General features: G+C 70.5%; 25 protein-coding genes and 2 pseudogenes. 22 read left to right on the top strand and 5 right to left on the bottom strand.

Annotated elements, in window-relative coordinates; all coding sequences use genetic code 11:
- Positions 1 to 323: 323 nt before the first annotated feature.
- A complete protein-coding gene (locus ACYQML_RS05805; protein WP_156467747.1) occupies positions 324 to 545 on the top strand; it encodes a hypothetical protein in 222 nt (73 codons plus the stop codon).
- Between the two features lie 187 nt (positions 546 to 732).
- Here the strand turns inward: ACYQML_RS05805 and ACYQML_RS05800 are convergent, their stop codons facing one another.
- Positions 733 to 1,596, bottom strand: coding sequence for a S1 family peptidase (locus ACYQML_RS05800; protein WP_461234978.1), 864 nt, complete (start codon positions 1,594 to 1,596; stop codon positions 733 to 735).
- 107 nt (positions 1,597 to 1,703) lie between these two features.
- A complete protein-coding gene (locus tag ACYQML_RS05795; protein WP_461234977.1) occupies positions 1,704 to 2,474 on the bottom strand; it encodes a S1 family peptidase in 771 nt (256 codons plus the stop codon).
- Between the two features lie 29 nt (positions 2,475 to 2,503).
- On the opposite strand from ACYQML_RS05795, the gene ACYQML_RS05790 reads away from it, so the two are divergent.
- The 10 genes and pseudogenes from ACYQML_RS05790 (at position 2,504) to ACYQML_RS05745 (ending at position 7,524) form a co-directional block, all read left to right on the top strand.
- The gene (locus ACYQML_RS05790) at positions 2,504 to 3,064 is read left to right on the top strand and encodes a head-tail connector protein (RefSeq protein WP_461234976.1); all 561 of its coding nucleotides are present in this window, start codon (positions 2,504 to 2,506) and stop codon (positions 3,062 to 3,064) included.
- A 23-nt stretch (positions 3,065 to 3,087) separates the two neighbouring features.
- Positions 3,088 to 3,435 (top strand): phage head closure protein, encoded by a 348-nt coding sequence (locus tag ACYQML_RS05785; RefSeq protein ID WP_311276571.1) that lies wholly within the window; start codon positions 3,088 to 3,090, stop codon positions 3,433 to 3,435.
- Complete coding sequence (gene gp17, locus ACYQML_RS05780; RefSeq protein WP_461234975.1) at positions 3,432 to 3,872, top strand: tail completion protein gp17; 441 nt, start codon at positions 3,432 to 3,434, stop codon at positions 3,870 to 3,872. Before ACYQML_RS05785 ends, gp17 begins: the two co-directional genes overlap by 4 nt.
- A 61-nt stretch (positions 3,873 to 3,933) precedes the next feature.
- Entirely contained in the window at positions 3,934 to 4,341 is a 408-nt protein-coding gene (locus ACYQML_RS05775; protein ID WP_311276573.1) for a phage major tail protein, TP901-1 family, read from the top strand.
- Complete coding sequence (locus ACYQML_RS05770) at positions 4,341 to 4,664, top strand: gene transfer agent family protein (RefSeq protein WP_018045759.1); 324 nt, start codon at positions 4,341 to 4,343, stop codon at positions 4,662 to 4,664. Before ACYQML_RS05775 ends, ACYQML_RS05770 begins: the two co-directional genes overlap by 1 nt.
- Positions 4,661 to 4,876 carry a phage tail assembly chaperone gene (locus ACYQML_RS05765; RefSeq protein WP_461234974.1) on the top strand — a complete coding sequence of 72 codons (216 nt, stop codon included), beginning with the start codon at positions 4,661 to 4,663 and terminating at the stop codon, positions 4,874 to 4,876. Before ACYQML_RS05770 ends, ACYQML_RS05765 begins: the two co-directional genes overlap by 4 nt.
- A 12-nt stretch (positions 4,877 to 4,888) precedes the next feature.
- Entirely contained in the window at positions 4,889 to 5,461 is a 573-nt protein-coding gene (locus ACYQML_RS05760) for a phage tail tape measure protein (protein WP_461234973.1), read from the top strand.
- Positions 5,462 to 5,483: 22 nt separating this feature from the next.
- Entirely contained in the window at positions 5,484 to 6,119 is a 636-nt protein-coding gene (locus ACYQML_RS05755) for a phage distal tail protein, Rcc01695 family (RefSeq protein WP_461234972.1), read from the top strand.
- 15 nt (positions 6,120 to 6,134) lie between these two features.
- A complete protein-coding gene (locus tag ACYQML_RS05750) occupies positions 6,135 to 7,028 on the top strand; it encodes a DUF2163 domain-containing protein (RefSeq protein WP_461234971.1) in 894 nt (297 codons plus the stop codon).
- A 19-nt stretch (positions 7,029 to 7,047) separates the two neighbouring features.
- Positions 7,048 to 7,524 (top strand): annotated as a pseudogene (locus ACYQML_RS05745) (NlpC/P60 family protein).
- Here ACYQML_RS05745 and ACYQML_RS05740 read toward each other — a convergent pair.
- Together ACYQML_RS05740 and ACYQML_RS05735 are read right to left on the bottom strand one after the other, a co-directional pair.
- On the bottom strand, positions 7,508 to 7,879 hold the full coding sequence (locus ACYQML_RS05740; RefSeq protein ID WP_461234970.1) for a helix-turn-helix domain-containing protein: 372 nt from the start codon (positions 7,877 to 7,879) through the stop codon (positions 7,508 to 7,510). The pseudogene ACYQML_RS05745 and the gene ACYQML_RS05740 overlap by 17 nt on opposite strands.
- Positions 7,786 to 8,103, bottom strand: coding sequence for a type II toxin-antitoxin system RelE/ParE family toxin (locus ACYQML_RS05735; RefSeq protein WP_207411006.1), 318 nt, complete (start codon positions 8,101 to 8,103; stop codon positions 7,786 to 7,788). Before ACYQML_RS05735 ends, ACYQML_RS05740 begins: the two co-directional genes overlap by 94 nt.
- 106 nt (positions 8,104 to 8,209) lie before the next feature.
- Here ACYQML_RS05735 and ACYQML_RS05730 point away from each other — a divergent pair, with 106 nt between their 5' ends.
- The 10 genes and pseudogenes from ACYQML_RS05730 to ACYQML_RS05685 all read left to right on the top strand — a co-directional run.
- Complete coding sequence (locus tag ACYQML_RS05730) at positions 8,210 to 12,118, top strand: baseplate multidomain protein megatron (RefSeq protein WP_461234969.1); 3,909 nt, start codon at positions 8,210 to 8,212, stop codon at positions 12,116 to 12,118.
- Positions 12,119 to 12,143: 25 nt separating this feature from the next.
- Entirely contained in the window at positions 12,144 to 13,709 is a 1,566-nt protein-coding gene (locus tag ACYQML_RS05725; RefSeq protein WP_461234968.1) for a DUF2793 domain-containing protein, read from the top strand.
- A gap of 79 nt (positions 13,710 to 13,788) precedes the next feature.
- Positions 13,789 to 14,484 (top strand): lysozyme, encoded by a 696-nt coding sequence (locus ACYQML_RS05720; RefSeq protein ID WP_461234967.1) that lies wholly within the window; start codon positions 13,789 to 13,791, stop codon positions 14,482 to 14,484.
- 42 nt (positions 14,485 to 14,526) lie between these two features.
- Positions 14,527 to 15,051: a hypothetical protein gene (locus ACYQML_RS05715; protein WP_461234966.1), complete on the top strand. Its 525-nt coding sequence runs from the start codon at positions 14,527 to 14,529 to the stop codon at positions 15,049 to 15,051.
- A gap of 269 nt (positions 15,052 to 15,320) precedes the next feature.
- The gene (locus ACYQML_RS05710; protein ID WP_056426839.1) at positions 15,321 to 15,671 is read left to right on the top strand and encodes a hypothetical protein; all 351 of its coding nucleotides are present in this window, start codon (positions 15,321 to 15,323) and stop codon (positions 15,669 to 15,671) included.
- An 87-nt stretch (positions 15,672 to 15,758) separates the two neighbouring features.
- Positions 15,759 to 15,965 carry a hypothetical protein gene (locus ACYQML_RS05705; protein WP_461234965.1) on the top strand — a complete coding sequence of 69 codons (207 nt, stop codon included), beginning with the start codon at positions 15,759 to 15,761 and terminating at the stop codon, positions 15,963 to 15,965.
- Positions 15,966 to 16,108: 143 nt separating this feature from the next.
- Positions 16,109 to 16,483 (top strand): PepSY domain-containing protein, encoded by a 375-nt coding sequence (locus tag ACYQML_RS05700; RefSeq protein WP_056426845.1) that lies wholly within the window; start codon positions 16,109 to 16,111, stop codon positions 16,481 to 16,483.
- Between the two features lie 68 nt (positions 16,484 to 16,551).
- Positions 16,552 to 17,229 carry a response regulator transcription factor gene (locus ACYQML_RS05695; protein ID WP_056143225.1) on the top strand — a complete coding sequence of 226 codons (678 nt, stop codon included), beginning with the start codon at positions 16,552 to 16,554 and terminating at the stop codon, positions 17,227 to 17,229.
- Between the two features lie 76 nt (positions 17,230 to 17,305).
- Positions 17,306 to 17,758, top strand: coding sequence for an antitoxin Xre/MbcA/ParS toxin-binding domain-containing protein (locus ACYQML_RS05690; RefSeq protein WP_207410812.1), 453 nt, complete (start codon positions 17,306 to 17,308; stop codon positions 17,756 to 17,758).
- Positions 17,755 to 18,228 (top strand): annotated as a pseudogene (locus tag ACYQML_RS05685) (RES family NAD+ phosphorylase); the annotation flags it as partial. The gene ACYQML_RS05690 and the pseudogene ACYQML_RS05685, both read left to right, overlap by 4 nt.
- Before the next feature lie 36 nt (positions 18,229 to 18,264).
- Here the strand turns inward: ACYQML_RS05685 and ACYQML_RS05680 are convergent.
- Positions 18,265 to 18,486 carry a type II toxin-antitoxin system VapB family antitoxin gene (locus ACYQML_RS05680; protein ID WP_082470591.1) on the bottom strand — a complete coding sequence of 74 codons (222 nt, stop codon included), beginning with the start codon at positions 18,484 to 18,486 and terminating at the stop codon, positions 18,265 to 18,267.
- Between the two features lie 92 nt (positions 18,487 to 18,578).
- On the opposite strand from ACYQML_RS05680, the gene ACYQML_RS05675 reads away from it, so the two are divergent.
- Positions 18,579 to 19,994 (top strand): sensor histidine kinase, encoded by a 1,416-nt coding sequence (locus ACYQML_RS05675; RefSeq protein WP_207410809.1) that lies wholly within the window; start codon positions 18,579 to 18,581, stop codon positions 19,992 to 19,994.
- Positions 19,995 to 20,123: the final 129 nt, after the last annotated feature.

Genomic DNA, 20,123 nt, shown 5'->3' with positions numbered 1-20,123 from the left:
TATGCGTGTCATGGCAGCCTCCGCAAGCGCATCTCTCGAATCCTTTGAAGCGACGCGACATCCCGTGTGGCGCATCGCCGGGGAGCGGCCCTGACATTCGCGTCGGGTGCGAGTCACCAGAGGGCAAGATGTTGAGGAGAAGGAACTTTTCCTCTATCGCCACGAACCAAACGGCGCTATCGAAAGAATGATTTAACCGATTATCCGCTTATCTCATGCGAACCGTGGATGGTACGCCCGGTTGTGATTTCCAGATACCCATCGTCACCATTGCCAGGGACGCTCCGAGACGTTCAGCCCTGCAACCCAGCATGGAGCCGCAAATGTCAGCCGTAAGCCCGATCGCCTACCTGAAGGCGCAGCACGTCGCATCACAGGAGGCCAGTGCGCGGCTCGTCGAGCACCTGACACGAGCGGGGATTCCTGCCGAGACCGCTCACCAAGTGGTGGCTCAGCACATCGCAGGATCAGCTGAGCGTCTGCACTCGGAGAACGAGTCCATCTTGGACGCCAATATCCATTGGACGCAGAACGGTCACAACTGATCCAGAAGCCGGAGGGCTGCGGAGCGCCGAGGACAGACACTGCGCCCGGCGAGGCCACCTAGACCGGTGACGACCGAGGCCGTCCACAGTCAAAGCCCACCTCCGTTGAGCGCGTCCCAGAGGCTCGTTTCAAGGCATGACGCCGACGAACGAACGCCGATTGTGAAGAGAATCGACGCTCCGCCCCTCATCGCCGACCCGGCCGCGCCATCCAATCGGAGCGGTTGGAGCGGCGGAAGCTCGCGGGGGCTTCGCTCGGGGAGAGCTGGGCCATCTCGGCGGCGCGGGAGGTGATCCAGCCGGCATGCTGGCCGGTGGGGGTCACCGCCGTGAAGCCGCCACAGGCGGTGCGGGCGCGCTTGTCCTGGCGCATGGCGCCGCTCGACCAGCTGACCACGCCGACGATCTGGTAGCCGCCCGGACCGCCGCGCAGGATCGGCCCGCCGGAATCGCCGAGGCAGGCGCCGGCCCCCGCCGTCTCGGCGAGCTTGCGCCGGTCCGTCACCACCGTGACCGTGTTGGCGACCTGGAGCGAGCCGATGGAGACGAGATGCGCCTGCCGCAGGGTGCGGGCGGTGTTGCGGCGGTTCTCGGCCACCACGCCGAAGCCGGCGATGTCCACCGACTCGCCGGTGCCGATGGCCCCGCCACCGCGCGGATCGAGGGGCTGGAAATCCGCCCCTAACGGCTCGGACAGTTTGATCAGGGCGAGATCGATGCCCGGCTGATCCTCCGGCGTGGTGCCGGGCACGAAATCGGGGTGCATCGACGCCGCGATGGCGGAGATGCGGCGCTGGCGGAACGACCGGTCGACGGCGACGACGCTGTAGCCGGCCTGGTGCATGACGCAATGCGCGGCGGTGAGGACGAGATCGGGACCGATGAGCGTGCCCGAGCAGATCTCGCCCTGGGTGCTCTCGATGCGCACCACCGAGGCGCGCAAACCATTGGGATCAAGGGAGACTTCGCCATTGATCACGGCGAGCGCCGGAGCCGGGACGAGACCGACCAGCGCCGTGACGGCGACCCTTCGCAGCGCGGTCGTGAACATCGTGTCTCTCCCGCGCCCGGCATGAGCCCCGGACGTCCCTGGAATGAAGCCTAGCGTAAGGCAATCCCTCGGCCAAGCTCCGGTTCCGTCGCTGAGGCAGAGCGGCGTCAGGGTGCGGACCAGCCTGCGGAGCGGCCCCAGCCCGCGAGGGTCCGGTCGATCCAGTCGCGCTGCGGCCCCAGCAGGACGCCTTGTGAGATGCTACCGCAGGCGCCGCCCCCGACCCAGGCTGAGACAGCCAGCGGCGGCGCACCGGGCGCATCCGCGATCGGCCCGCCGGAATCGCCCTGGCAGGCGCCGGATGCGCCGCCGGACGGCTTCATCCAGACCAGGATGCGGCTCTGCCCATAGGGCTCGACCACGGGGAGGACGGCGCTGCGGAAGGTGCCGGTGGTGCGCGGCTCGCCCGGTTTCGACACCCCGTAACCGGAGAGGACGAGGCTCTCGCCGGCGCGCGGCAGTGCGGCGCTCAACGGGGTCGGCCGGAAGCGGCCGGGAAGCGGCGTGGCGGTGCGGACGAGGGCCAGATCGATGGAGCGCCGACGCCCGGCGATGGCGCCGGCATCGTAGCCGGGATGGACCGCGCGGGCCGCGAGATCGACGAGCACCGGCTGGCCCGCCTCGTCGCGAAAATGCACCCGGTGCTCCGCGCCGCCCTGGCGGGGGCCCGCCGCCACGCAATGGCCCGCCGTCAGCACCGAATCCTGCGCCACGACGATGCCGGTGCACACGCCGCCGTTCGAGGACAGCACCATCACGGCCGAGCCGGCCGAATCCGGCGCCTCCCGGCCGCCGACCACGGCACCGGCCGGCGCGGCGGCGAGGCCGAGCAGCAGCGCGATGCCCGCAGACCGCATGTCGAGATCCATTCCGCCCATCCCCTTCACCGTCCCACCCGGAGACGACGATGAATCCGATACGCGTCGATGCCGCCATCGTCGAGCCGGTCACGTTGGCCGACATGCGCGCCCACCTGCGGCTCGACCCGGACAACACCGCCGAGGACGGTCTGGTGGAGAGCCTGATCGCCTCCGCCCGCGCCATGGTGGAACTCGCGACGCGGCGCATCCTGGCGCCCGGACGCTACCGGGTGATGCTCACGGCCTGGCCCCGGGACGGGTTCGTGCCCCTTCCCCTGAGCCCCCTCGTCGCCCTGGCGAGCGCGGGCTCGGTGGATGCGACGGGCACCGTCACGGACTTCGCCCCCGGCCTCGTCCGCTTCGCGCCGGATACGGTGGAAGCGCCGGGGCTGATCGTCTCGCCCGCCCTTCCCTCCCTGTACCGGGCCGCCGCCCTGATCGAGGTCGATGCCGGATATGGCGGATCGGGCCCGCCGATCCCTCCTGCCCTCGCCCAGGCGATCCGGCTCGTGGCGGCGCATGGGTTCGAGCATCGGGGCGACCTGCCGGTGACCCTCACCCCGATGGTGGAGGCGCTCGTCGCGCCGCACCGCCGGATGCGTCTTTGATCCACCGATCCCGGAGCCTTGTCATGACGCACCCGCCCATCGGCGCGCGGCGACGCCGCTACGTGCTCGAACGCTTCGTCGACGACCCGGACGGGTTCGGCGGGCACCTTCGCCGGTTCGTGGCCGGCCCGCTCCTGTGGGGCACGCTGGATTCCACCGGCCATGCCGAGCGCATGCGCGGCGGCCGTTCGGATGCGGTGGCGACCCACCGCATCCGCCTCGCCTACCGGGCGGACGTCACACCCGCCATGCGGCTCGTCTCCGGCTCGCGCCGCTTCGCCATCCGCGCGGCGGGCGATCCCGACGGGCGCGGGCGCGACCTCGTCTGCGAGGTCGAGGAGCTGATCGACACGACGGGGGGCCTGACATGAGCGACGCCCTGTCCCTTCCGGCCAACCCGCTCCTCGCCCTGCGGGCCGCCATCCTCACCGTCCTCGGCGGCGATGCGGAGCTCGGCCGGCTCATGGGCGGCGAGGTTCGCATCCATGACGAGCCGCCGCGCGGCGCGGCGCCGGTCTATGCGGTGTTCGGCCCCGCCGAGATGCGGGACGATTCCGTCGACGGCGCGCTGCGCCATACCCATCGGCTCGGGCTGATCCTCTTCGCCAGGCCCGGCTCCAGCCGCAGCGCCATCGAGGCCGCCGGCCGGGCCGCCGCCCTGCTGCACGAGGCGCTGCTCTCCCCCGCCGGCCATGCGCTCTCGGTCCTGCGGGTCGAATCCCTCGCCTGCGCCCGTGACGAGCGCAGCGGCGAGACCCGCGCCATCCTCACCCTCCAGGCCGTCACCGAGCGGCTGCCGGCCTCCTGAGCGAGTTCTGCCCCGCAGAACCGGCGACCTCTCTTGCTAACCCGCTTTAAGGAGCGACCCCATGAGTGCCCAGAAAGGCAAGGACCTCCTCATCCGGATCAGCGAGGGAACGGGGTTCACGGCGGTGGCCGGCCTGCGCGCCCGGCAGCTCGCCTTCAACGCCGAGACCGTGGACGTGACCTCGGCCGAATCCGTCGGGCGCTGGCGCGAGCTGCTGGCCGGGGCGGGGGTGCGCCGCGCGGCCGTCTCGGGCTCGGGCGTTTTTCGCGACGAGGCGTCCGACACCCGCCTGCGCCAGATGTTCTTCGACGGCAGCATCGACACGCTGCAGATCGTGGTGCCGGCCTTCGGCACGATCCAGGGCCTGTTCCAGATCACCAGCCTGGAATATCGCGGCGACCATGCCGGCGAGGTGACCTTCGACATGGCCCTCGAGTCGGCCGGGCCCCTGACCTTTACGAGCCTGTGATGGCGAACCGCAGGCGCGGAGAGGTCTCCGTCGCGATCGGGGACCGGCGCTACACCCTGTGCCTCACCCTGGGAGCCCTGGCCGAACTGGAGGAGGCGCTCGGCGCCACCGATCTCACCGGCCTCGCGGGCCGCTTCGCCGAAGGCCGCCTCGCCAGCCGCGACCTCATCGCGCTTCTCGGCGCGACCCTGCGCGGCGGCGGCCACGATCTCGACGACGCGGCGGTGGCGCGGCTGCCGCTCTCGGGTGGGATCGAGCCCATCGCCACGGCCCTCGGCGAGGCCCTGGCCGCCGCCTTCGGGGCCGAGACGCCGGACCCTTGAGCCCCACGGGCGGGATCGCGCCGGAGGCTCCCTCCGCCTTCCCGTGGGACGAGGCCATGGCCCTGGGCCTGAACGCCCTGCGCTGGAGCCCGCGCGACTTCTGGGCGGCGACGCCCCGCGAATTGATGGCCGCACTCGGAGGCTCTAGCCGCCGCGACGCGGCCAGCGCCGCCGACCTGCGGCGGCTGATGAATGCCTATCCCGATCCTTGAACGGAGGCCTGCATGGCCGAGACCGAGACAGACCGCACCATAGCCGCGCAGGCAAAGCAACTCGGTACCCTGGACAATCTGGCCCAGAAGTTCGGCGACAGCCTGAGCAAGACCTTCATCAGCAATGCCAGCGCCGCCAAGCAGCTCGACGGGGCGCTGACCTCCCTCGTCACCAAGCTCGCCGGCATGGCCGGCAAGGCCGTGCTCGACCCGGTGAAGGGCGGCATCGAATCCCTGGTGAAGAGCCTGATCAATTCAGGCGCATCGAGCGCGGCCTTCGCCAAGGGCGGCGTGATCTCCGGCGGCCGGGTGCGCCCCTTCGCCAGCGGCGGCGTGGTGGCCGCCCCCACCTACTTCCCGATGCGCGACGGGACGGGCCTGATGGGCGAGGCCGGGCCGGAGGCGATCCTGCCCCTCGCGCGCGGCAGCGACGGGCGCCTCGGGGTCGCCGGCGGCGCTTCGGGGCAGCCGGTCTCCGTCACCGTCCATATCGCGACGCCGGATGCGGAGAGCTTCCGCCGCTCGGAGGCGCAGGTGGCCGCCGCCCTCGCCCGCGCCGTAGCGCGGGGCCGGCGCGCGTCCTGAACATCATCCAGGGAGGCCCGCCATGGCCGGTGATTTCCACGAGGTCCGCTTTCCCCTCGACGTGGCCCTGCGCGGCAGCGGCGGGCCGAGCCGGCTCACCGAAATCGTGACCCTCGCCTCGGGGCGCGAGCACCGCAACAGCCGCTGGGCCGATTCGCGGCGGCGCTACGATGCGGGCCTCGGCATCCGCACCCTCGACGCCCTGCATGCGGTCCTGGCCTTCTTCGAGGAACGGCGCGGGCGCCTCTACGGCTTCCGCTATCGCGACCGGATCGACCATCGCTCGGAGCCGCCGAGCCAAGCGGTGGGGCCGGGCGACCAGCCTCTCGGCCTCGGCGACGGCGCGACGCGGGTGTTTGCCCTCGCAAAGACCTACGGCACCGGGCCGCTGCCCTATCGCCGCCTCATCGCCAAGCCGGTGGCGGAGACCGTGCGGGTAGCCGTGGCCGGTGTCGAGCGGCCACCCTCTTCCTTCACCTGTGACGGCACCACGGGGCTCGTGACCCTGGCGACGGCCCCCGCCCCGGGCGCGCCGGTGACGGCGGGGTTCTGGTTCGACGTGCCCGTCCGTTTCGACACCGACGATCTCAGCGTGGACCTCCAGGCCTTCAGCGCCGGCGACATCCCGAACGTGCCGCTCATCGAGATCGTGCCCTGACCGGAGCTTGGATTCATGTGCGACATCCCCGCCGCCCTCGCCGCGCATCTCGCCGGCGGGTCCACCACCCTGTGCCATTGCTGGTCTCTGACCCGGCGCGATGGCCTCACCCTCGGCTTCACCGACCATGACCGCGACCTCGCCTTCTCCGGCATCACCTTCGCGGCGCGCTCGGGGTTAGAGGCCGCCGAGGCGAGCGCGGAGCTCGGTTTCGCGGTGGGCGGCGGCGAGGTCGCCGGGGCGCTGACCTCGCTCGGTATCGCCGAAGCGGACGTGGCGGGCGGGCTCTACGACGCGGCCGGCATCGAGACCTGGCTCGTGGATTGGACCGATTCGGGGACGCGGCTCCTCCTCGATGTCGGGACCATCGGCGAGATCCGCCGGGCGGGCACCGCCTTCGTGGCGGAACTGCGCGGGCTGATGGACCGCCTCGACGAGGAGCGCGGCCGGACCTTCCGCGCCACCTGCGGCGCGGATCTCGGCGATGCACGCTGCCGCGTCGACCTCGCCGATCCGCGCTACCGCACCACCGGGACCGTTCTCGCGCCGGCGACACCGGGCGACATGCCAGCCACCCTGGCGGGGATTTTCGCCGAGGGCACCTTCACGGGCGGACGGCTCAGCTGGGATTCGGGCGCGAATGCCGGCCTCGCCAACGACGTCCGGGCGCACCGTCAGGCCGAGGGCGGCGTCCGGATCGAACTTTGGCAGGAGCCGCCCCGCGCCATGGCCGCCGGGGACCGGTTCACCCTGACGGCCGGCTGCGACAAGCGCCTCTCCACCTGTGCGGCGGTCTTCGCCAATGCGGTGAACTTCCAGGGATTCCCCCACATGCCCGGCAACGATTTCGTCATCAGCGCCATCCCCGGCTCCAGTACCGCCCTCGACGGCGGCAGCCTGTTCCGTTGAGCCGGCAAAGGACTTACTTATGCCAAGCTCCGACCGGATCGTCGCCGAGGCACGGGCCTGGATCGGCACGCCCTACCGGCATCAGGCCTCGCTCAAGGGCGTCGGCTGCGATTGCCTCGGGTTGGTCCGAGGAATCTGGCGCGGGCTCCTAGGGCCGGAGCCCGAAGCCGCGCCGCCCTATTCCGCGTCCTGAGCGGAATCCGCTCTCCCCGGCAGCGACCCGATGGCGGAGGCCGCCCGCCGCCATCTCGCCGCCATGCACGATCCTCTGAGCAGCTACACACCGAAAGCAGGCGACGTCCTGCTCTTCGCCTTCCGCTCTCATTTGCCGGCAAAACACTGCGCGATCGCGAGCGGAGCCGGGACGATGATCCACGCCCATGACGGCGCGGCGGTGACGGAAGTCACCCTCACGCGATGGTGGCGCCGTCACTTGGCGCATATGTTCCGGTTTCCGGATGCGTTCCCACCTCGGAAACTTAGGCTGCCTTGCTGACGCGCATCTCGACGTGAAGACCGACCGCGCCCAGCATGTTCACGAGGGAATCGATTGCGAACAGATCGATCTTGCCACGCATCAGATCCGAGATGCGCGGCTGCGTCACACCGAGAATTTTGGCGGCCTCAGTCTGGCTCAAACCTTCGCCCACGATGTGGTTCTGCAAAGCGATCATGAGCGAAGAGCGAAGCTTCATGTTTTCGGCCTCGGCCGAACTGTCCTCGATCGCGTCCCAGACGCTCGAAAATGCCTGTCCGATCATCGTGTCATGTCCCTGATCAAAGTCTCGTAGCGGCTTTTGGCGACCGCGATGTCCTTGGGACTCGTTTTCTGTGTCGCCTTCTTGAAACAATGCAAGACGAAGACGGCGTCCGCCAGCTTGGCGATGTAGATGACCCGGTAGGCTCCCGTCGCCTCGTGCAGGCGAATCTCTCGGACACCAACTCCGATTGAAGTCATCGGCTTCCAATCATCGGGTTCGTGACCCGACTGCACTCTGTCGAGCTGGTGTCCAGCCTTGCGCCTAGCCGAAAGCGGAAACGCCCGGAGCTGATCGAGCGAGTTACCGACAAACACAACGTCTTTGCATCGCTCTGCCACGCCTCTCTATACAAGATTTTGTATGGCGAGCCAAGGAGAGCGGCCGCGCAAACACATCCCCTCCCTCCCGGAGCCCTCCCGCATGGCCACGCTCATCCTGCAGACAGCCGGGGCGGCCCTCGGGACCGCGCTCGGCGGGCCGATCGGCGGGGCCGTGCTCGGCACGCTCGGCGCCGTGGCCGGTGGTGCGATCGACAGCGGCCTGTTCGGAGCGCGGGCCGGGCCGCGCTTCGTCGAAGGCCCGCGCCTGACCGATGTGGCCGGGTTGTCCTCCACGGAGGGCGAGCCGATCAAGCGGGTCTATGGCCGCGCCAAAGTGGGCGGCACCCTGATCTGGGCGACGCGCCCGCTGGAGGTGGCCAATACCAGCGTCCAGCGCGCCGCGTCCGGGGGCAAGGGCGGCGCCGGCCAGAAGACCGTGACCACGACCTACGCGTATTTCGCCGACCTCGCGGTGGGGCTGTGCGAAGGCGAGATAGCCCATGTCCGCCGGGTCTGGGCCGATGGCCGCGAGATCGACCTCACCACTCTGAATTACCGGCTGCACCGGGGCGGGGCCGACCAGGCGCCCGATCCGTTGATCGTCGCCAAGGAGGGCGCGGAACGAGCCCCGGCCTATCGCGGCCTCGCCTATATGGTGTTCGAGCGTCTGGCGCTCGCCGAGTTCGGCAACCGGGTGCCGCAGCTGGCCTTCGAGGTGATCCGCCCCGTCGAGGGGCTCGCCGGGATGGTCCGCGCCGTCTGCCTCATCCCCGGCTCGACGGAGTTCGGCCTCGACCCCCGCCTCGTCACCGAGGATGCGGGTTTCGGCACCACGCGGGCCGCCAACCGGTTCCAGTTCCAGGTGGCGAGCGACGTCACCGCTTCCCTCGATGCGCTCCAGGCCCTGTGCCCGCGCCTCGCCCGCGTCTCGGTGGTGGCGAGCTGGTTCGGCAGCGACCTGCGCGCGGGCCGATGCACGGTGACGCCCAAGGTCGACCGGCCGGACAAGGCGACCCTCGGCGACACATGGAGCGTCGCCGGGCTGGCCCGCGATGAGGTGGAAACGGTCTCGACCGCGCCCATGGGAGGTGCGGCCTATGGCGGCACGCCCTCCGATGCGGGGCTCGGCCGCCTCGTCGCCGAGTTGCGCCGCCGCGGTCTCGAGGTCGTGCTCTACCCGTTCGTGATGATGGACGTGCCCGCCGGCAACGGCCTGCCCGATCCGCGCGACGCGGGCGCGCTCCATCAGCCGCCCTATCCCTGGCGGGGCCGCATCACCTGCGCGCCGGCCCCCGGCCAGCCCGGAAGCCCGGACGGGACCGCCGCTGCGTCCGCGCAGGTCGCGGCCTTCTTCCAGAACCCGGACGGCTATCGCCGTTTCCTTCTCCATTACGCCGACCTCGCCGCCGGCTGGGCGGCCGACGGCGTTTCGCTCTCCGGCTTCATCATCGGCAGCGAGTTCCCGAGCCTCACCCGCGTGCGGGGCGAGGCCGGGCGCTATCCGGCCGTGGAGGCGTTCACGGCGCTGGCTCAGGAGGTGCGCGCCCGCCTCGGGGCCGGCGTGGCCCTGGTCTACGCGGCCGACTGGACCGAATACGGCGCCCATGTCCGCGACGGCGGGGCCACCGTGCGCTTTCCTCTCGACGCGCTCTTCGCCGATCCCGCCATCGCGGCGGTGGGCATCGACTATTACCCGCCGATCAGCGACTGGCGCGACGGCGAGGACCATGCCGACCTCGCCGAAACCGACAGCCTCTACGACACGGCCTATCTCAAGCGCCGCCTCGGGGCCGGCGAGGCCTTCGACTGGTACTATGCCGACGAGGCCGACCGGCGCGCACAACGGCGCACGCCGATCACCGACGGCGCGGCGGCCAAGCCCTGGATCTACCGGGCCAAGGATCTCGTCTCCTGGTGGTCGAACCCGCATCGTGAGCGGGACGGCGGGGTCGAGACCGGCACCACCGCCTGGATTCCCCGATCCAAGCCGATCTGGCTCACCGAGATCGGCGTACCCGCCGTGGACCGGGGCACCAACGGCCCCAACGTCTTCCCCGACGCGAAATCCTCCGAGAACGCCGCGCCGCCCTTCTCGGCCAATGTTCGCGACGACTTGATCCAGGCCCGTGGTCTCACCGCCATCCTGACCCGCTTCGATGCAGCGTTGCCGGGTTTCGAGCCGGCTCACAACCCGGTCTCGCCCGTCTATGGCGGCCCGATGGTGCCACCCGGCTCCGTCTTCGTCTGGTGCTGGGACGCGCGGCCCTTCCCGGCCTTCCCGGATTTCGACACGGTCTGGGCGGATGCGGAGAACTGGTCCCTGGGTCATTGGATCACAGGACGGATCGAGGGGCTGGAGCTCGACCGCCTGATCCGCGCGATCCTCGCCGATCTCGGCATCACCGCGCCGGCCCGGATCGCCGCCGATGCCTGGCTCGACGGCTACGTCATCGACCGGCCGATGTCGGTGCGCGGCGCCTTGGAACCGCTCGCCCGGGTCTACGGGCTCGACGTCTCGGCGGTGGGCGGCAGGCTCGACATTCGCGGCCCGCGCCGCGAGCGCCCGATCGCCCTCGCGGCCGCCGATCTGGTGCTGACGGAGCGGGACCGGGCGCCGCTCAGCTTCGTCCGCGCCGAAGAATCCGAGCTGCCGCGCGCGCTCACCCTCGGCTTCTGCGACGGGGAGAGCGCGGATTACCGGAAAGCCAGCGCCTCGGCGATCCGTCCCACCGGCCTGAGACGGCGCGAAAGCAACGCCGACGCCCCCATCGTCACGCGCCGGGAGAGCGCGGAAGCGCTGGCCGAGGCGCTCCTCGACATGGCCATTGCCGGGCGCGACAGCGCGGGTTTCGCGGTGAGCCCGCGCCGGATCGACCTGGTGCCGGGCGACCTCCTGGCCCTGCCCGGGGCCCGGCTCCCCCACCGGATCGTGCGGATCGCCGACAGTGCCGGCGCGCGGCGGATCGAGACCCGTGCGGTCCCGGCCCAGGGGTTCCGCCGCGACGCCTATCGCAGCCCCGACGGGAAATCCCACAGGCCGCCGCCATCCATGGCCGGGCGCCCCTTCGCCCGCGTGCTCGACCTGCCGGTGGACAGGGGCAGCCCGACCATCCTCCAATATCTCGCCGTCTCGGCCGATCCCTGGCCCGGTGAGATGGCCGTCTGGCGCTCCGCCGGCACGGACGGGCCGCTCGGCCTGCACCGGATCGTCGATTACCCCGCCTGCCTCGGCGAGACGCTGACCCCGCTGCCGCCGGGACCGCTCTGGCGCTTCGACCGGGGGACCCGGCTCGATCTGCGCCTGCGCCATGCCGGCGCCCTCTCCTCCATCGCGGAGAGCGACGTTCTGGCGGGCGGGAACCTGTTCGCCCTGGTGGGCAGCGATGGCGGGGTCGAGATCATCGCGGCGGCCGGCGCCGAACTGATCGGTCCCGGTACCTACCGCCTCAGCCGCCTGCTGCGCGGCCTGATGGGGAGCGAGGATCTCAGCCGGCGCGCGAATCCGGCCGGCTGCCTCGTCGTGCGCCTCGACGACGGGGCGGTCGTCCCCCTCGTGGAGCGGCTCGACGAGGCCGGCCGGCCCTTCCGCTACCGGATCGGTCCCGCAGGCCGCGACCCCGGCGATCCGAGCTACGTGGAGCTGCAGGCCAGCGCCGGCCTGCTGCCGCTCCGGCCCCTCGCGCCGGTGCACCTGACCGCGCGCCGCGAAGCGGACGGGATCCGGCTCGCCTGGATCCGCCGGGCGCGGCGGGACGCGGATGGCTGGGAGCCGGTGGAGATCCCGCATGACGAGGCGGGCGAGACCTACGAGGTCGCGATCCACGCGCCGGACGGATCGACCCTCCGGACCGCCCGGACGACCGAGCCGGTGCTCCTCTACCTCGGCTCCGACGAGAGCGCCGATTTCGGCGCGACGCAGACCCGCCTCGACGTGAGCGTCGCCCAGATCGGCGCGCTCACCGGCCCCGGCCCCGGCCGCCGCGCCATCCTGCCCGTGCGCTCCGCCTGAGCGCCCACCGATCCGGAGCTCCACCATGTCGCAGATGACGGCCAACCTCGCCCTGCCGCTGATCGCGGCGGGGCAGGCGGGAAAGCACGTGACCCATAACGAGGCCCTGGCGGCCCTCGATACCCTCGTGCAACTCGCCTGCCTCGACAAGGACCTGACATCCCCGCCCGCCTCACCCGCCGAGGGAGACCGCTACCTCGTCGCCGACGCCGCGCCCACCGGCGCCTGGACCGGCCTCTCCGGCCACATCGTCCATTTCCATGACGGCGTCTGGAACGGCCTCGCGCCGAGGGCCGGGTGGCTCGCCTATCTGGCCGACGAGGACGCGTTCTATGGTTTCGACGGCGCCGCCTGGATCGCCCTCTCCCGCACGATCTCGGCCCTGCAGAGCCTCGCCCTGCTCGGCCTCGGCACCGAGGCGGATGCGGAGAACCCGTTCGCGGCCAAGCTCAACAAGGCCCTGTGGACGGCGCGCGGCACGGCGGAGGGCGGCACCGGCGACCTGCGCTTCGCCCTGAACAAGGCGGCCACGGCCAACGTCCTGTCGCTGCTGCTCCAGACCGGATTCTCGGCGCGCGCCGAGATCGGCCTGATCGCCGACGATGGCCTGTCCGTGAAAGTCTCGGCGGATGGGACGAACTGGGCCCATGCCTGGCGGGCCCAGGCGAATAACGGCTTCGTCGGTTTCGGCTCGGCCGCGTCGCCGGGCGGCCCGGTGCCGGGTGCTCCGGTCTCCGTCTCGGGCTCGTCGAGTGCCGCCCTGATCCAGCTCGAATGCTACAGCCCGGGCGCGCCGGTGGTGAACATCACGACGCGCATCGCCCGCGGCACCCCGGCCGCCCCGACGGGCATCCTCGCGGGAGACCGGTTCTTCGGTTTCTTCGGCCGTGGCTACCATGCGGCGGGCGGGTTCTCCGGCAACATGGTCACCTTCAACGGTGTCGCCGAAGAGGATTTCACCGCCACGGCGCAGGGCACGTTCGTCGATTTCCAGACGACGGACATCGGCACGAGGTCACGCCGGTCCGTGGTCAAGTTCAGGGGCAACGGCGCCCTCGAACTCATCCCCCGCACCGGCACGCCGAGCGCAGGGCTCGCACCCGGGCAGATCCTGTTCGACGGCACCGCCACCGCGTTCAAGGTCTATGACGGGACGCGCTGGTCCCGCCTCACCGACCTGCCCCGGTTCGCAGCCGCCATGGCCGCCGACATGACGATTCCGGCGGGCGCCTGGGCGAAGGTGGCGTTCAACACCGCCGAGGTGAACGACCAGGGCGCGTTCGTGCCCGCGACGAACCGGTTCGTCGCCCCCGAGGCCGGCACCTACACGTTCGGCGCGGGCCTCGCCTTCCGCAAGAGCGGCAACGCCGCGCCCACCGCGCTCCAGGCCCGGTTCTACCGCAACGGCGCGGCGTCCCCGCGCCACCGGGCGGGCGTGACCGGCCTGGTCGACGGCGTCTCGACCCTCGCCCTCACGGCGACCCTCGCCCTGGCGGCGGGCGACACCGTGGAGGTGTTCGCGCAGTTCGCCGGCGCCGAGGGCGGCATCCTCGCCGCCGACACGACGTTCTGGGGCCTCTCCGTGCCCTGAACCGCCCGGGAGGCGGTGTCCTCCCGGATCGCGCGTCGCCGGACGACGCTCCTCCCCCGTTCCAGACCCGGAGTGAACCATGGACCTCAGCGCCATCGGCAGTGCCGTGCTCGTCGCCCGCGAAGGCCGGCGCCTCGACGCCTACCGCGATTCCGTCGGCATCTGGACCATCGGAATCGGCCATACCAGCGCGGCGGGGCCGCCCGCGGTGACACAGGGCCTGCGTCTGACCGCGGCGGAATGCGACGCCGTCTTCGCCCGCGATGTCGGCCGCTTCGTGCGCACCGTCGCGGCGGTGGTGCCAAGCGATCTGCCCGACCATGCCTTCGATGCCCTGGTCTCCCTCTGCTTCAACATCGGCGAAGGCGCGTTCCGGCGCTCGACCGTCGTGCGCCGCCTGAAGGCCGGGGACCGCGCGGGGGCCGCCGAGGCGATCCTGATGTGGAACCGGCCCGCCTCCCTGATCCCGCGCCGGAGGGCCGAATACGACCAGTTCCGCACGCCCTACGCGGCATCCCTGCCGCGCGCCCGCTCCACCGATCCCGCCGTCATCCCGCGCCCGGCCGAGACGACCCCACTGCCCGCGAGCCCGGCGCGGGAGCAACCCGAAGCAGGGCCGGGACTCCTGACGGGCCCGGCCGTCGGCTCCGAGCGCCGCCCCCTCCCCCGCACGCCCTCGATTCGGACCGCGCCGCCGCAGCGGAGCGTCGCGCCCGCCAGTGCCTGGGCTCGGTTCACGGCGTCCCTCCGGGCCCTGTTCGGCCCAGGGGCCTGATCCCGAAAAGCCCGCTCCCCCTGCCGCATCCCGGAGATCGTCATGAAACCCTCGTTCCTCGTCCTCGGCGGCCTTGCCGTGCTGCTCTCCTCCTGCGCCGCCTCGCCCTGCATGGCGGCGACGGCGGAAGCCGCCATCCTCCTGCCCTGGGGCGATGCCGCCATCGCCCTCGCCCAGATCGTCACCGCCTTCCTGGTGCCCCTGGCGATCACCGCGGCGACCGCCGCATTGGCGCGGATCGCCGGCCCGTTGCAGGTCCTGATTACGACCACCCTGGTCGAGCGTCTCGTGCGCAATGTCGGCGATTACGCGATCAATGCCGTAACCGGCGCCGTACGCGGGCGGACCTTGTCGGTGCCGGTGGGCTCGGCCGTGATCGCACGCGCGGTTCAACGGGCCCTCGACCAGGCGCCGGCCTGGCTGGTGACGGCGGCGGGCGGGGCGGAGGGTCTCGCGGAGAAGGTCTTCCGCAGCCTGCCCCTCGATGAGGAGGCCACGACCGGCAACACCCTGCCCCCCGCCCTCGACGCCCTGCGGGCGGGACAGGGCGCGGTGTCCCCGGCCTGAGCTGCGTTCCGTGGACCGAGGGCTGCGATAGTCACACTTCTCGCGGGTTGCGCCACCCTGCCCTCCTCCCCAGCGGATCTCGGGCTTGCCCGAGATCCGTCGAGCTTGTGGGGGGAGTTGGAGGTGGGGGTGGTTGGGCGACCCTCAGCTTACGGAGGCTGGCGGAGCCACCCCCACTCCTAGCCTCTCCCCACAAGGGGGAGAGGGACGCGCTCTGCCTGAAACAGCAGATGGGTAAGCCCATTCGGGGCAGCGGAGGGGAGATTCCCATGGACAGGATCGCGCTCGAAGCCGCCCGCCTGCTGTTCTCGGAGGAGGGCGCGGGCTGGATCGTCGCCGCCCTTCTCGGCTTCGCCTGCCTGCATCTCTACCGGGAGGTGGGCCGGGCGCAGGAAGCCCGGATCGGCGAAGCCGGCGCCACGGCGACGGCTCTGGAACGGGCCTCGCAGGCGAACTCGGCCGTGGCTCTGGCCATCGAGAGCCGCACGCGCGTGCTCGAAGACCTGTCCCGGCTGGCCGGCGAGATCTCGCGCGGTGTCGATCGCGGCGACGAGCGGGCGCGGGAGAAGTTCGACGAAATCCTGCGCCGCCTCTCGGAAACCCGCCACGAGGGCCGATGACGCCCAGGCTTTCCTTCCGCGCGGCGCTCATCGCGCCTCGTGCTTCTTTGCCCGTTCCCCTTTACCCATGGATGGGAGCTCACCCCGATGAACCGTCTCGCCCGCTTCTTCCCGCCCTCCCCGCGCCTGCGCGCCGCCTCCGGTCGCCTCCGGGCGGCGGAGACCGGATTCGAGCTCTCGATGACCGGCCTGCGCAGGGCCGCCCTTGAGCACGTCGATTGTCACCGCCTCCTCGGCATCGCTTTGCGGGCGAGCCTGCAACCTCCGGTTCTCCGCGGCGAAGGCCGCTCGTGACCGCCCGTTTCGGGAACCGGAGGGGGCACGATCGGCTTGCCCGCTCTCATCTCGCCGCGCCACGATCCGATCCTTCGGGATCGGGGCCCGGCCGAACCCGCATTCAGGGCGCATTCAGTGCCCGAAGACCATTGACTCATCCCATGCGCATCCTCCTCGCCCTGCTGTTCATCGGCCTGACCGTCGCGGCTTTCGCGACGGGGCCGATTCGCACGCTGGCGGAAGAGACGATGACGCCCGGTACGGCCGAGGTCTCGGCGCCGATGCACGTGGTCCCGCCGAGCGAGAGCTGTCTCAGCCCGGCGGACCTGCGCGAGGCGGTGGCGGACAAGCGGGTGATCGAGCCGGTGGCCGCGATCCGCGCCGCCAGGACGGTGATCTCCCGGGCCGAGATCCAGCGCGCCCGGCTCTGCCGGCACGGGGAGGGCCTCGCCTATCTCCTGACGGCCTTGCGCCGGGACGGACAGTTCGTCCACGTGTTGGTGGATGCCACCACCGGACGGGTTATCGGCAAATAAAGGCGGGGGCGCCTATCGTTCTCCGCGACGGGGGCTTCACCGCCGCCTCATCTTGGGAGTGAATCGCAGTGCGTCTGCTCGTCGTCGAGGATGACCGGGACATCAACCGGCAAGTGGTCAGCGCGCTCGAGGAGGCCGGCTACGTCGCCGACAAGGCCTTCGACGGCGAAGAGGGCGCCTATCTCGGCGAGAGCGAACCCTACGACGCGATCATCCTCGACATGGGCCTGCCGAAGGCGGACGGCGTCACCGTGCTGCAGAAATGGCGCCGCGCCGGCATCAAGACGCCGGTCATCATCCTCACCGCCCGCGACCGCTGGTCGGACAAGGTCGACGGGTTCGATGCCGGAGCCGACGATTACGTGACCAAGCCCTTCCACATGGAGGAGCTGATGGCCCGCGTGCGTGCGCTCCTGCGCCGTGCCACCGGCCACGCCACGAGCCAGATTTCCTGCGGGCCGGTCGTGCTCGATACCCGCTCGGGCCGCGTCTATGTGGACGGCAACCCGATCAAGCTCACGAGCCACGAATACCGCCTGCTCGCCTACCTGATGCACCATACCGGCCGCGTGGTGTCCCGCGCCGAATTGACGGAGCATCTCTACGACCAGGATTTCGACAGGGATTCCAACACGATCGAGGTCTTCGTCGGGCGCCTCCGCAAGAAGCTCGCTGTGGACCTGATCCAGACCGTGCGCGGCCTCGGCTACCTCGTCGACCCGAACCAGCCCGCGCCGCGGGTGTAGGGGGTAGAACTTCGGCTTCTCTTTCCACTATCTCACACGAGCCTTATAATCAGCTCAGTTGAGATGGGAGCAAGACATGGCGAGCTACGACATGCCCAGCGGAGTAGCCGTCGCCGACGTTCTGGGATTCGAGGGGCCGAGGTCCGGCGAAAGCACGGACGCGAATGTCATCGCGCAGGTCACGGCGGGGTTGCCGGTGGCTTCCGTCGATCGGCTCGCCTCCGCCGTCGCTCCCGACGATCGGACATTCGCCTTCAACTTCGTGGCACGCGCTACGCTCAACCGCCGCCGCGCCGAGGCGAAGGCGAGGCTGACCCCGCATGAGAGTGCGAAGGTGGTGCGCCTGGCGAAGGTCTGGGCGATGGCCCGTGATGTCTGGAAATCGGATGACGCCGCGCGGGACTTCCTTCACCGCCCTCATCCTCTCCTCGAGAACCGGCCGCCCCTCGAAGTCGCGCTGGAATCCGAGTTCGGCGGACCACGCGTGGAGGCCGTCCTCGGCCGGCTCAAATATGGCTCCGCTGCGTGAGCGGTCAGACGCTCGCGCAGGCACAGAAGGCCTATCGAATCGGGGATCCCGACGGCGAGTACGCGATCTTCGATCCGACGGGGTCACGCCTTTTCTCCGGCCGATGGAACACACCGGCAAGCCCGATGATCTATGCATCGGCCGACTACTCCACATCCATGCTCGAAAAGCTCGTCCACGGCAGCGGACGGCTTCCACCCAACCAGCACTACGTCGAGATCCTCCTATCGGCCGGTCTCTCCTACGAGGTGCTGTCCCAACCTGCGGTGCCGGGATGGGATCATCCCGATTGCAACGCGTCGCGGACCTTCGGCGAAACTTGGCACCGCTCTCGCCGGTCGCTGCTTCTGTTCGTCCCGAGCGTCGTGGCGCGCGTGAGCACCAATATCCTCATCAACCCGGACCATCCGGATTTCGGCAGGATTACGGTGGGGCTTCATCAGCCATGCTGGTGGGACAACCGCCTGTTCGAGCGGCCGGGCAGCCCTGCTTCGGCACCAACGGCCTCATCGCGGCCGGTCCAATCCGCCGGGCCGCACGACGCCCTCTCCGCTATCGGCGAGTTCGGCGACGGTCCGAACCTGGATCCGTGACGTCTCTTGCGGTGACGTCTCTTGTAACTCGCGGGCAACCGCACGCCTGATCGCCTCGTCGGACGAAACGCCCCAGCGCTCCGCCAGGGTTCTCACAAGCAGTTCGGTCTCGGGATCATCGATGTCGAAGGCCATCGCCGCATCTCCATTCGGATGATGGTACAGACGGTACGACACGTCTTTCAACCAGGGCGAGACCGCCGCCCCATCATGACGACGAGACGAGTGTGATCGCCTTTCCCTCCTGGCTGCCGTTCCGGCGGCGCTCCATCGCCGTGCGCCTGGCGGGCTCGGCTCTGATCGCGAGTTCGGCGATCCTGCTGATCGCGGCCTGGATCCTCACCACGCTCTACCGTGAGAACACCGAGCGCTCCTTCGACAGCCGGCTCCTCGTCTATGCCAACAACCTCGCCACCGATCTCGTCTCCCCCAACGATCCCGAGAGCCGCTCCTTCAACCTGAGCGACCCGCGTTTCGACCTGCCCCTCTCGGGCTGGTACTGGCAGGTGGGGCGGCCGGATGCGCGCCCGCGCGACCTGCGCACCTCGCGCTCCCTCGTGGGCGTGCCGCTGAAGCCGGCCGGCACGCCCGACAACAATGCCGGGATCGGCCAGATCCGCCAGGGCTACGGCAAGGCCCAGGACGACCGGCCGCTACGCATCATCGAGCGCGACGTCGATCTCGGCGAGGAGGGACGCTACACCGTGCGCGTCGCCGGCCCGGCCGACGAGATCGAGAACGATGTCGGCCGCTTCCGCTTCTCGCTGATGGTGACGTTCGGCCTGCTCGGCCTGTTCCTGGCGCTGACGACGCTGCTGCAGATCCGCTTCGGCCTGGCGCCCCTGGCCAAGCTCCGCACGGCCCTCGGCGCGATCCGCCGAGGCGAGGCCGACCGGATCGGCGGCGAGTATCCCCGCGACATCGCCCCTCTCGCCGGCGAGGTGAACCTCCTGATCGAGACCAACCGCGAGATCCTGGAGCGGGCGCGCACGCAGGTGGGCAACCTCGCGCACGCCCTGAAGACGCCGCTATCGATCATCGTCAACGAGGTCGGCGCCAGCGACGCGTCGGACGACCTCGCCGCGAAGATCCGCGAGCAGGCGGCGGTGATGCGCGACCAAGTGAACTACCATCTCGACCGGGCGCGGGCGGCGGCTTTGGCCGGCACCCTTGGCACCTCCACCGAGGTGGAGCCGGCGCTCGCGGGCCTCGTGCGCACCTTCGGCAAGATCTACCGCGACAAGGACATCGCCTACGAGGTCCATGTCCCGCCGGGTCTGCGCTTTCGCGGCGAGCGCCAGGATTTCGAGGAGATGATCGGCAACCTCGTCGACAACGCCTCGAAATGGGCGCGCAGCCGCGTCTCGATCCGTGCGGAAACGGTGAGCGAGCACCATTATCCCCACCTTCTCGTCTCCATCGAGGATGACGGGCCGGGCCTGCAGCCGGAGGACCGGGCGGCGGTGCTGGGCCGTGGACAGAGGCTCGACGAGACCAAACCCGGCTCGGGCCTCGGCCTCTCCATCGTGGCCGATCTGGCGGCCCTCTATCGTGGCCGTTTCCGCCTGGAAGAAGCCCAGCTCGGCGGCGTCCGGGCCGTTATCGAGGTGCCCGGAGACGCACCGAATGCCAGCGCCGGATGAGCGCCGGACTATGCGAAAAGCCCCGAATGGTGTTTCAGACGGGCGTGCCCCTCGGGTCGGCGACTTCCGACACGGCACAGGTTCACGTGACACCGTGTCGCCGAACCGGTCCCTGCGTTCAGGCTCGTC

The sequence above is a fragment of the Methylobacterium sp. CM6244 genome (assembly GCF_054817885.1).
This window is presented reverse-complemented; position numbering and strand designations above follow the sequence as displayed.

Coding starts and splice junctions, on each gene's coding strand:
- ACYQML_RS05705 (WP_461234965.1), top strand. CDS start 15,759: ATGAACCGTCTCGCCCGCTTCTTCCCGCCCTCCCCGCGCCTGCGCGCC.
- ACYQML_RS05800 (WP_461234978.1), bottom strand. CDS start 1,596: ATGTTCACGACCGCGCTGCGAAGGGTCGCCGTCACGGCGCTGGTCGGT.
- ACYQML_RS05680 (WP_082470591.1), bottom strand. CDS start 18,486: ATGGCCTTCGACATCGATGATCCCGAGACCGAACTGCTTGTGAGAACC.
- ACYQML_RS05785 (WP_311276571.1), top strand. CDS start 3,088: ATGACGCACCCGCCCATCGGCGCGCGGCGACGCCGCTACGTGCTCGAA.
- ACYQML_RS05805 (WP_156467747.1), top strand. CDS start 324: ATGTCAGCCGTAAGCCCGATCGCCTACCTGAAGGCGCAGCACGTCGCA.
- ACYQML_RS05770 (WP_018045759.1), top strand. CDS start 4,341: ATGGCGAACCGCAGGCGCGGAGAGGTCTCCGTCGCGATCGGGGACCGG.
- ACYQML_RS05710 (WP_056426839.1), top strand. CDS start 15,321: ATGGACAGGATCGCGCTCGAAGCCGCCCGCCTGCTGTTCTCGGAGGAG.
- ACYQML_RS05755 (WP_461234972.1), top strand. CDS start 5,484: ATGGCCGGTGATTTCCACGAGGTCCGCTTTCCCCTCGACGTGGCCCTG.
- gp17 (WP_461234975.1), top strand. CDS start 3,432: ATGAGCGACGCCCTGTCCCTTCCGGCCAACCCGCTCCTCGCCCTGCGG.
- ACYQML_RS05760 (WP_461234973.1), top strand. CDS start 4,889: ATGGCCGAGACCGAGACAGACCGCACCATAGCCGCGCAGGCAAAGCAA.
- ACYQML_RS05790 (WP_461234976.1), top strand. CDS start 2,504: ATGAATCCGATACGCGTCGATGCCGCCATCGTCGAGCCGGTCACGTTG.
- ACYQML_RS05725 (WP_461234968.1), top strand. CDS start 12,144: ATGTCGCAGATGACGGCCAACCTCGCCCTGCCGCTGATCGCGGCGGGG.
- ACYQML_RS05775 (WP_311276573.1), top strand. CDS start 3,934: ATGAGTGCCCAGAAAGGCAAGGACCTCCTCATCCGGATCAGCGAGGGA.
- ACYQML_RS05750 (WP_461234971.1), top strand. CDS start 6,135: ATGTGCGACATCCCCGCCGCCCTCGCCGCGCATCTCGCCGGCGGGTCC.
- ACYQML_RS05795 (WP_461234977.1), bottom strand. CDS start 2,474: ATGGGCGGAATGGATCTCGACATGCGGTCTGCGGGCATCGCGCTGCTG.
- ACYQML_RS05720 (WP_461234967.1), top strand. CDS start 13,789: ATGGACCTCAGCGCCATCGGCAGTGCCGTGCTCGTCGCCCGCGAAGGC.
- ACYQML_RS05730 (WP_461234969.1), top strand. CDS start 8,210: ATGGCCACGCTCATCCTGCAGACAGCCGGGGCGGCCCTCGGGACCGCG.
- ACYQML_RS05700 (WP_056426845.1), top strand. CDS start 16,109: ATGCGCATCCTCCTCGCCCTGCTGTTCATCGGCCTGACCGTCGCGGCT.
- ACYQML_RS05715 (WP_461234966.1), top strand. CDS start 14,527: ATGAAACCCTCGTTCCTCGTCCTCGGCGGCCTTGCCGTGCTGCTCTCC.
- ACYQML_RS05690 (WP_207410812.1), top strand. CDS start 17,306: ATGGCGAGCTACGACATGCCCAGCGGAGTAGCCGTCGCCGACGTTCTG.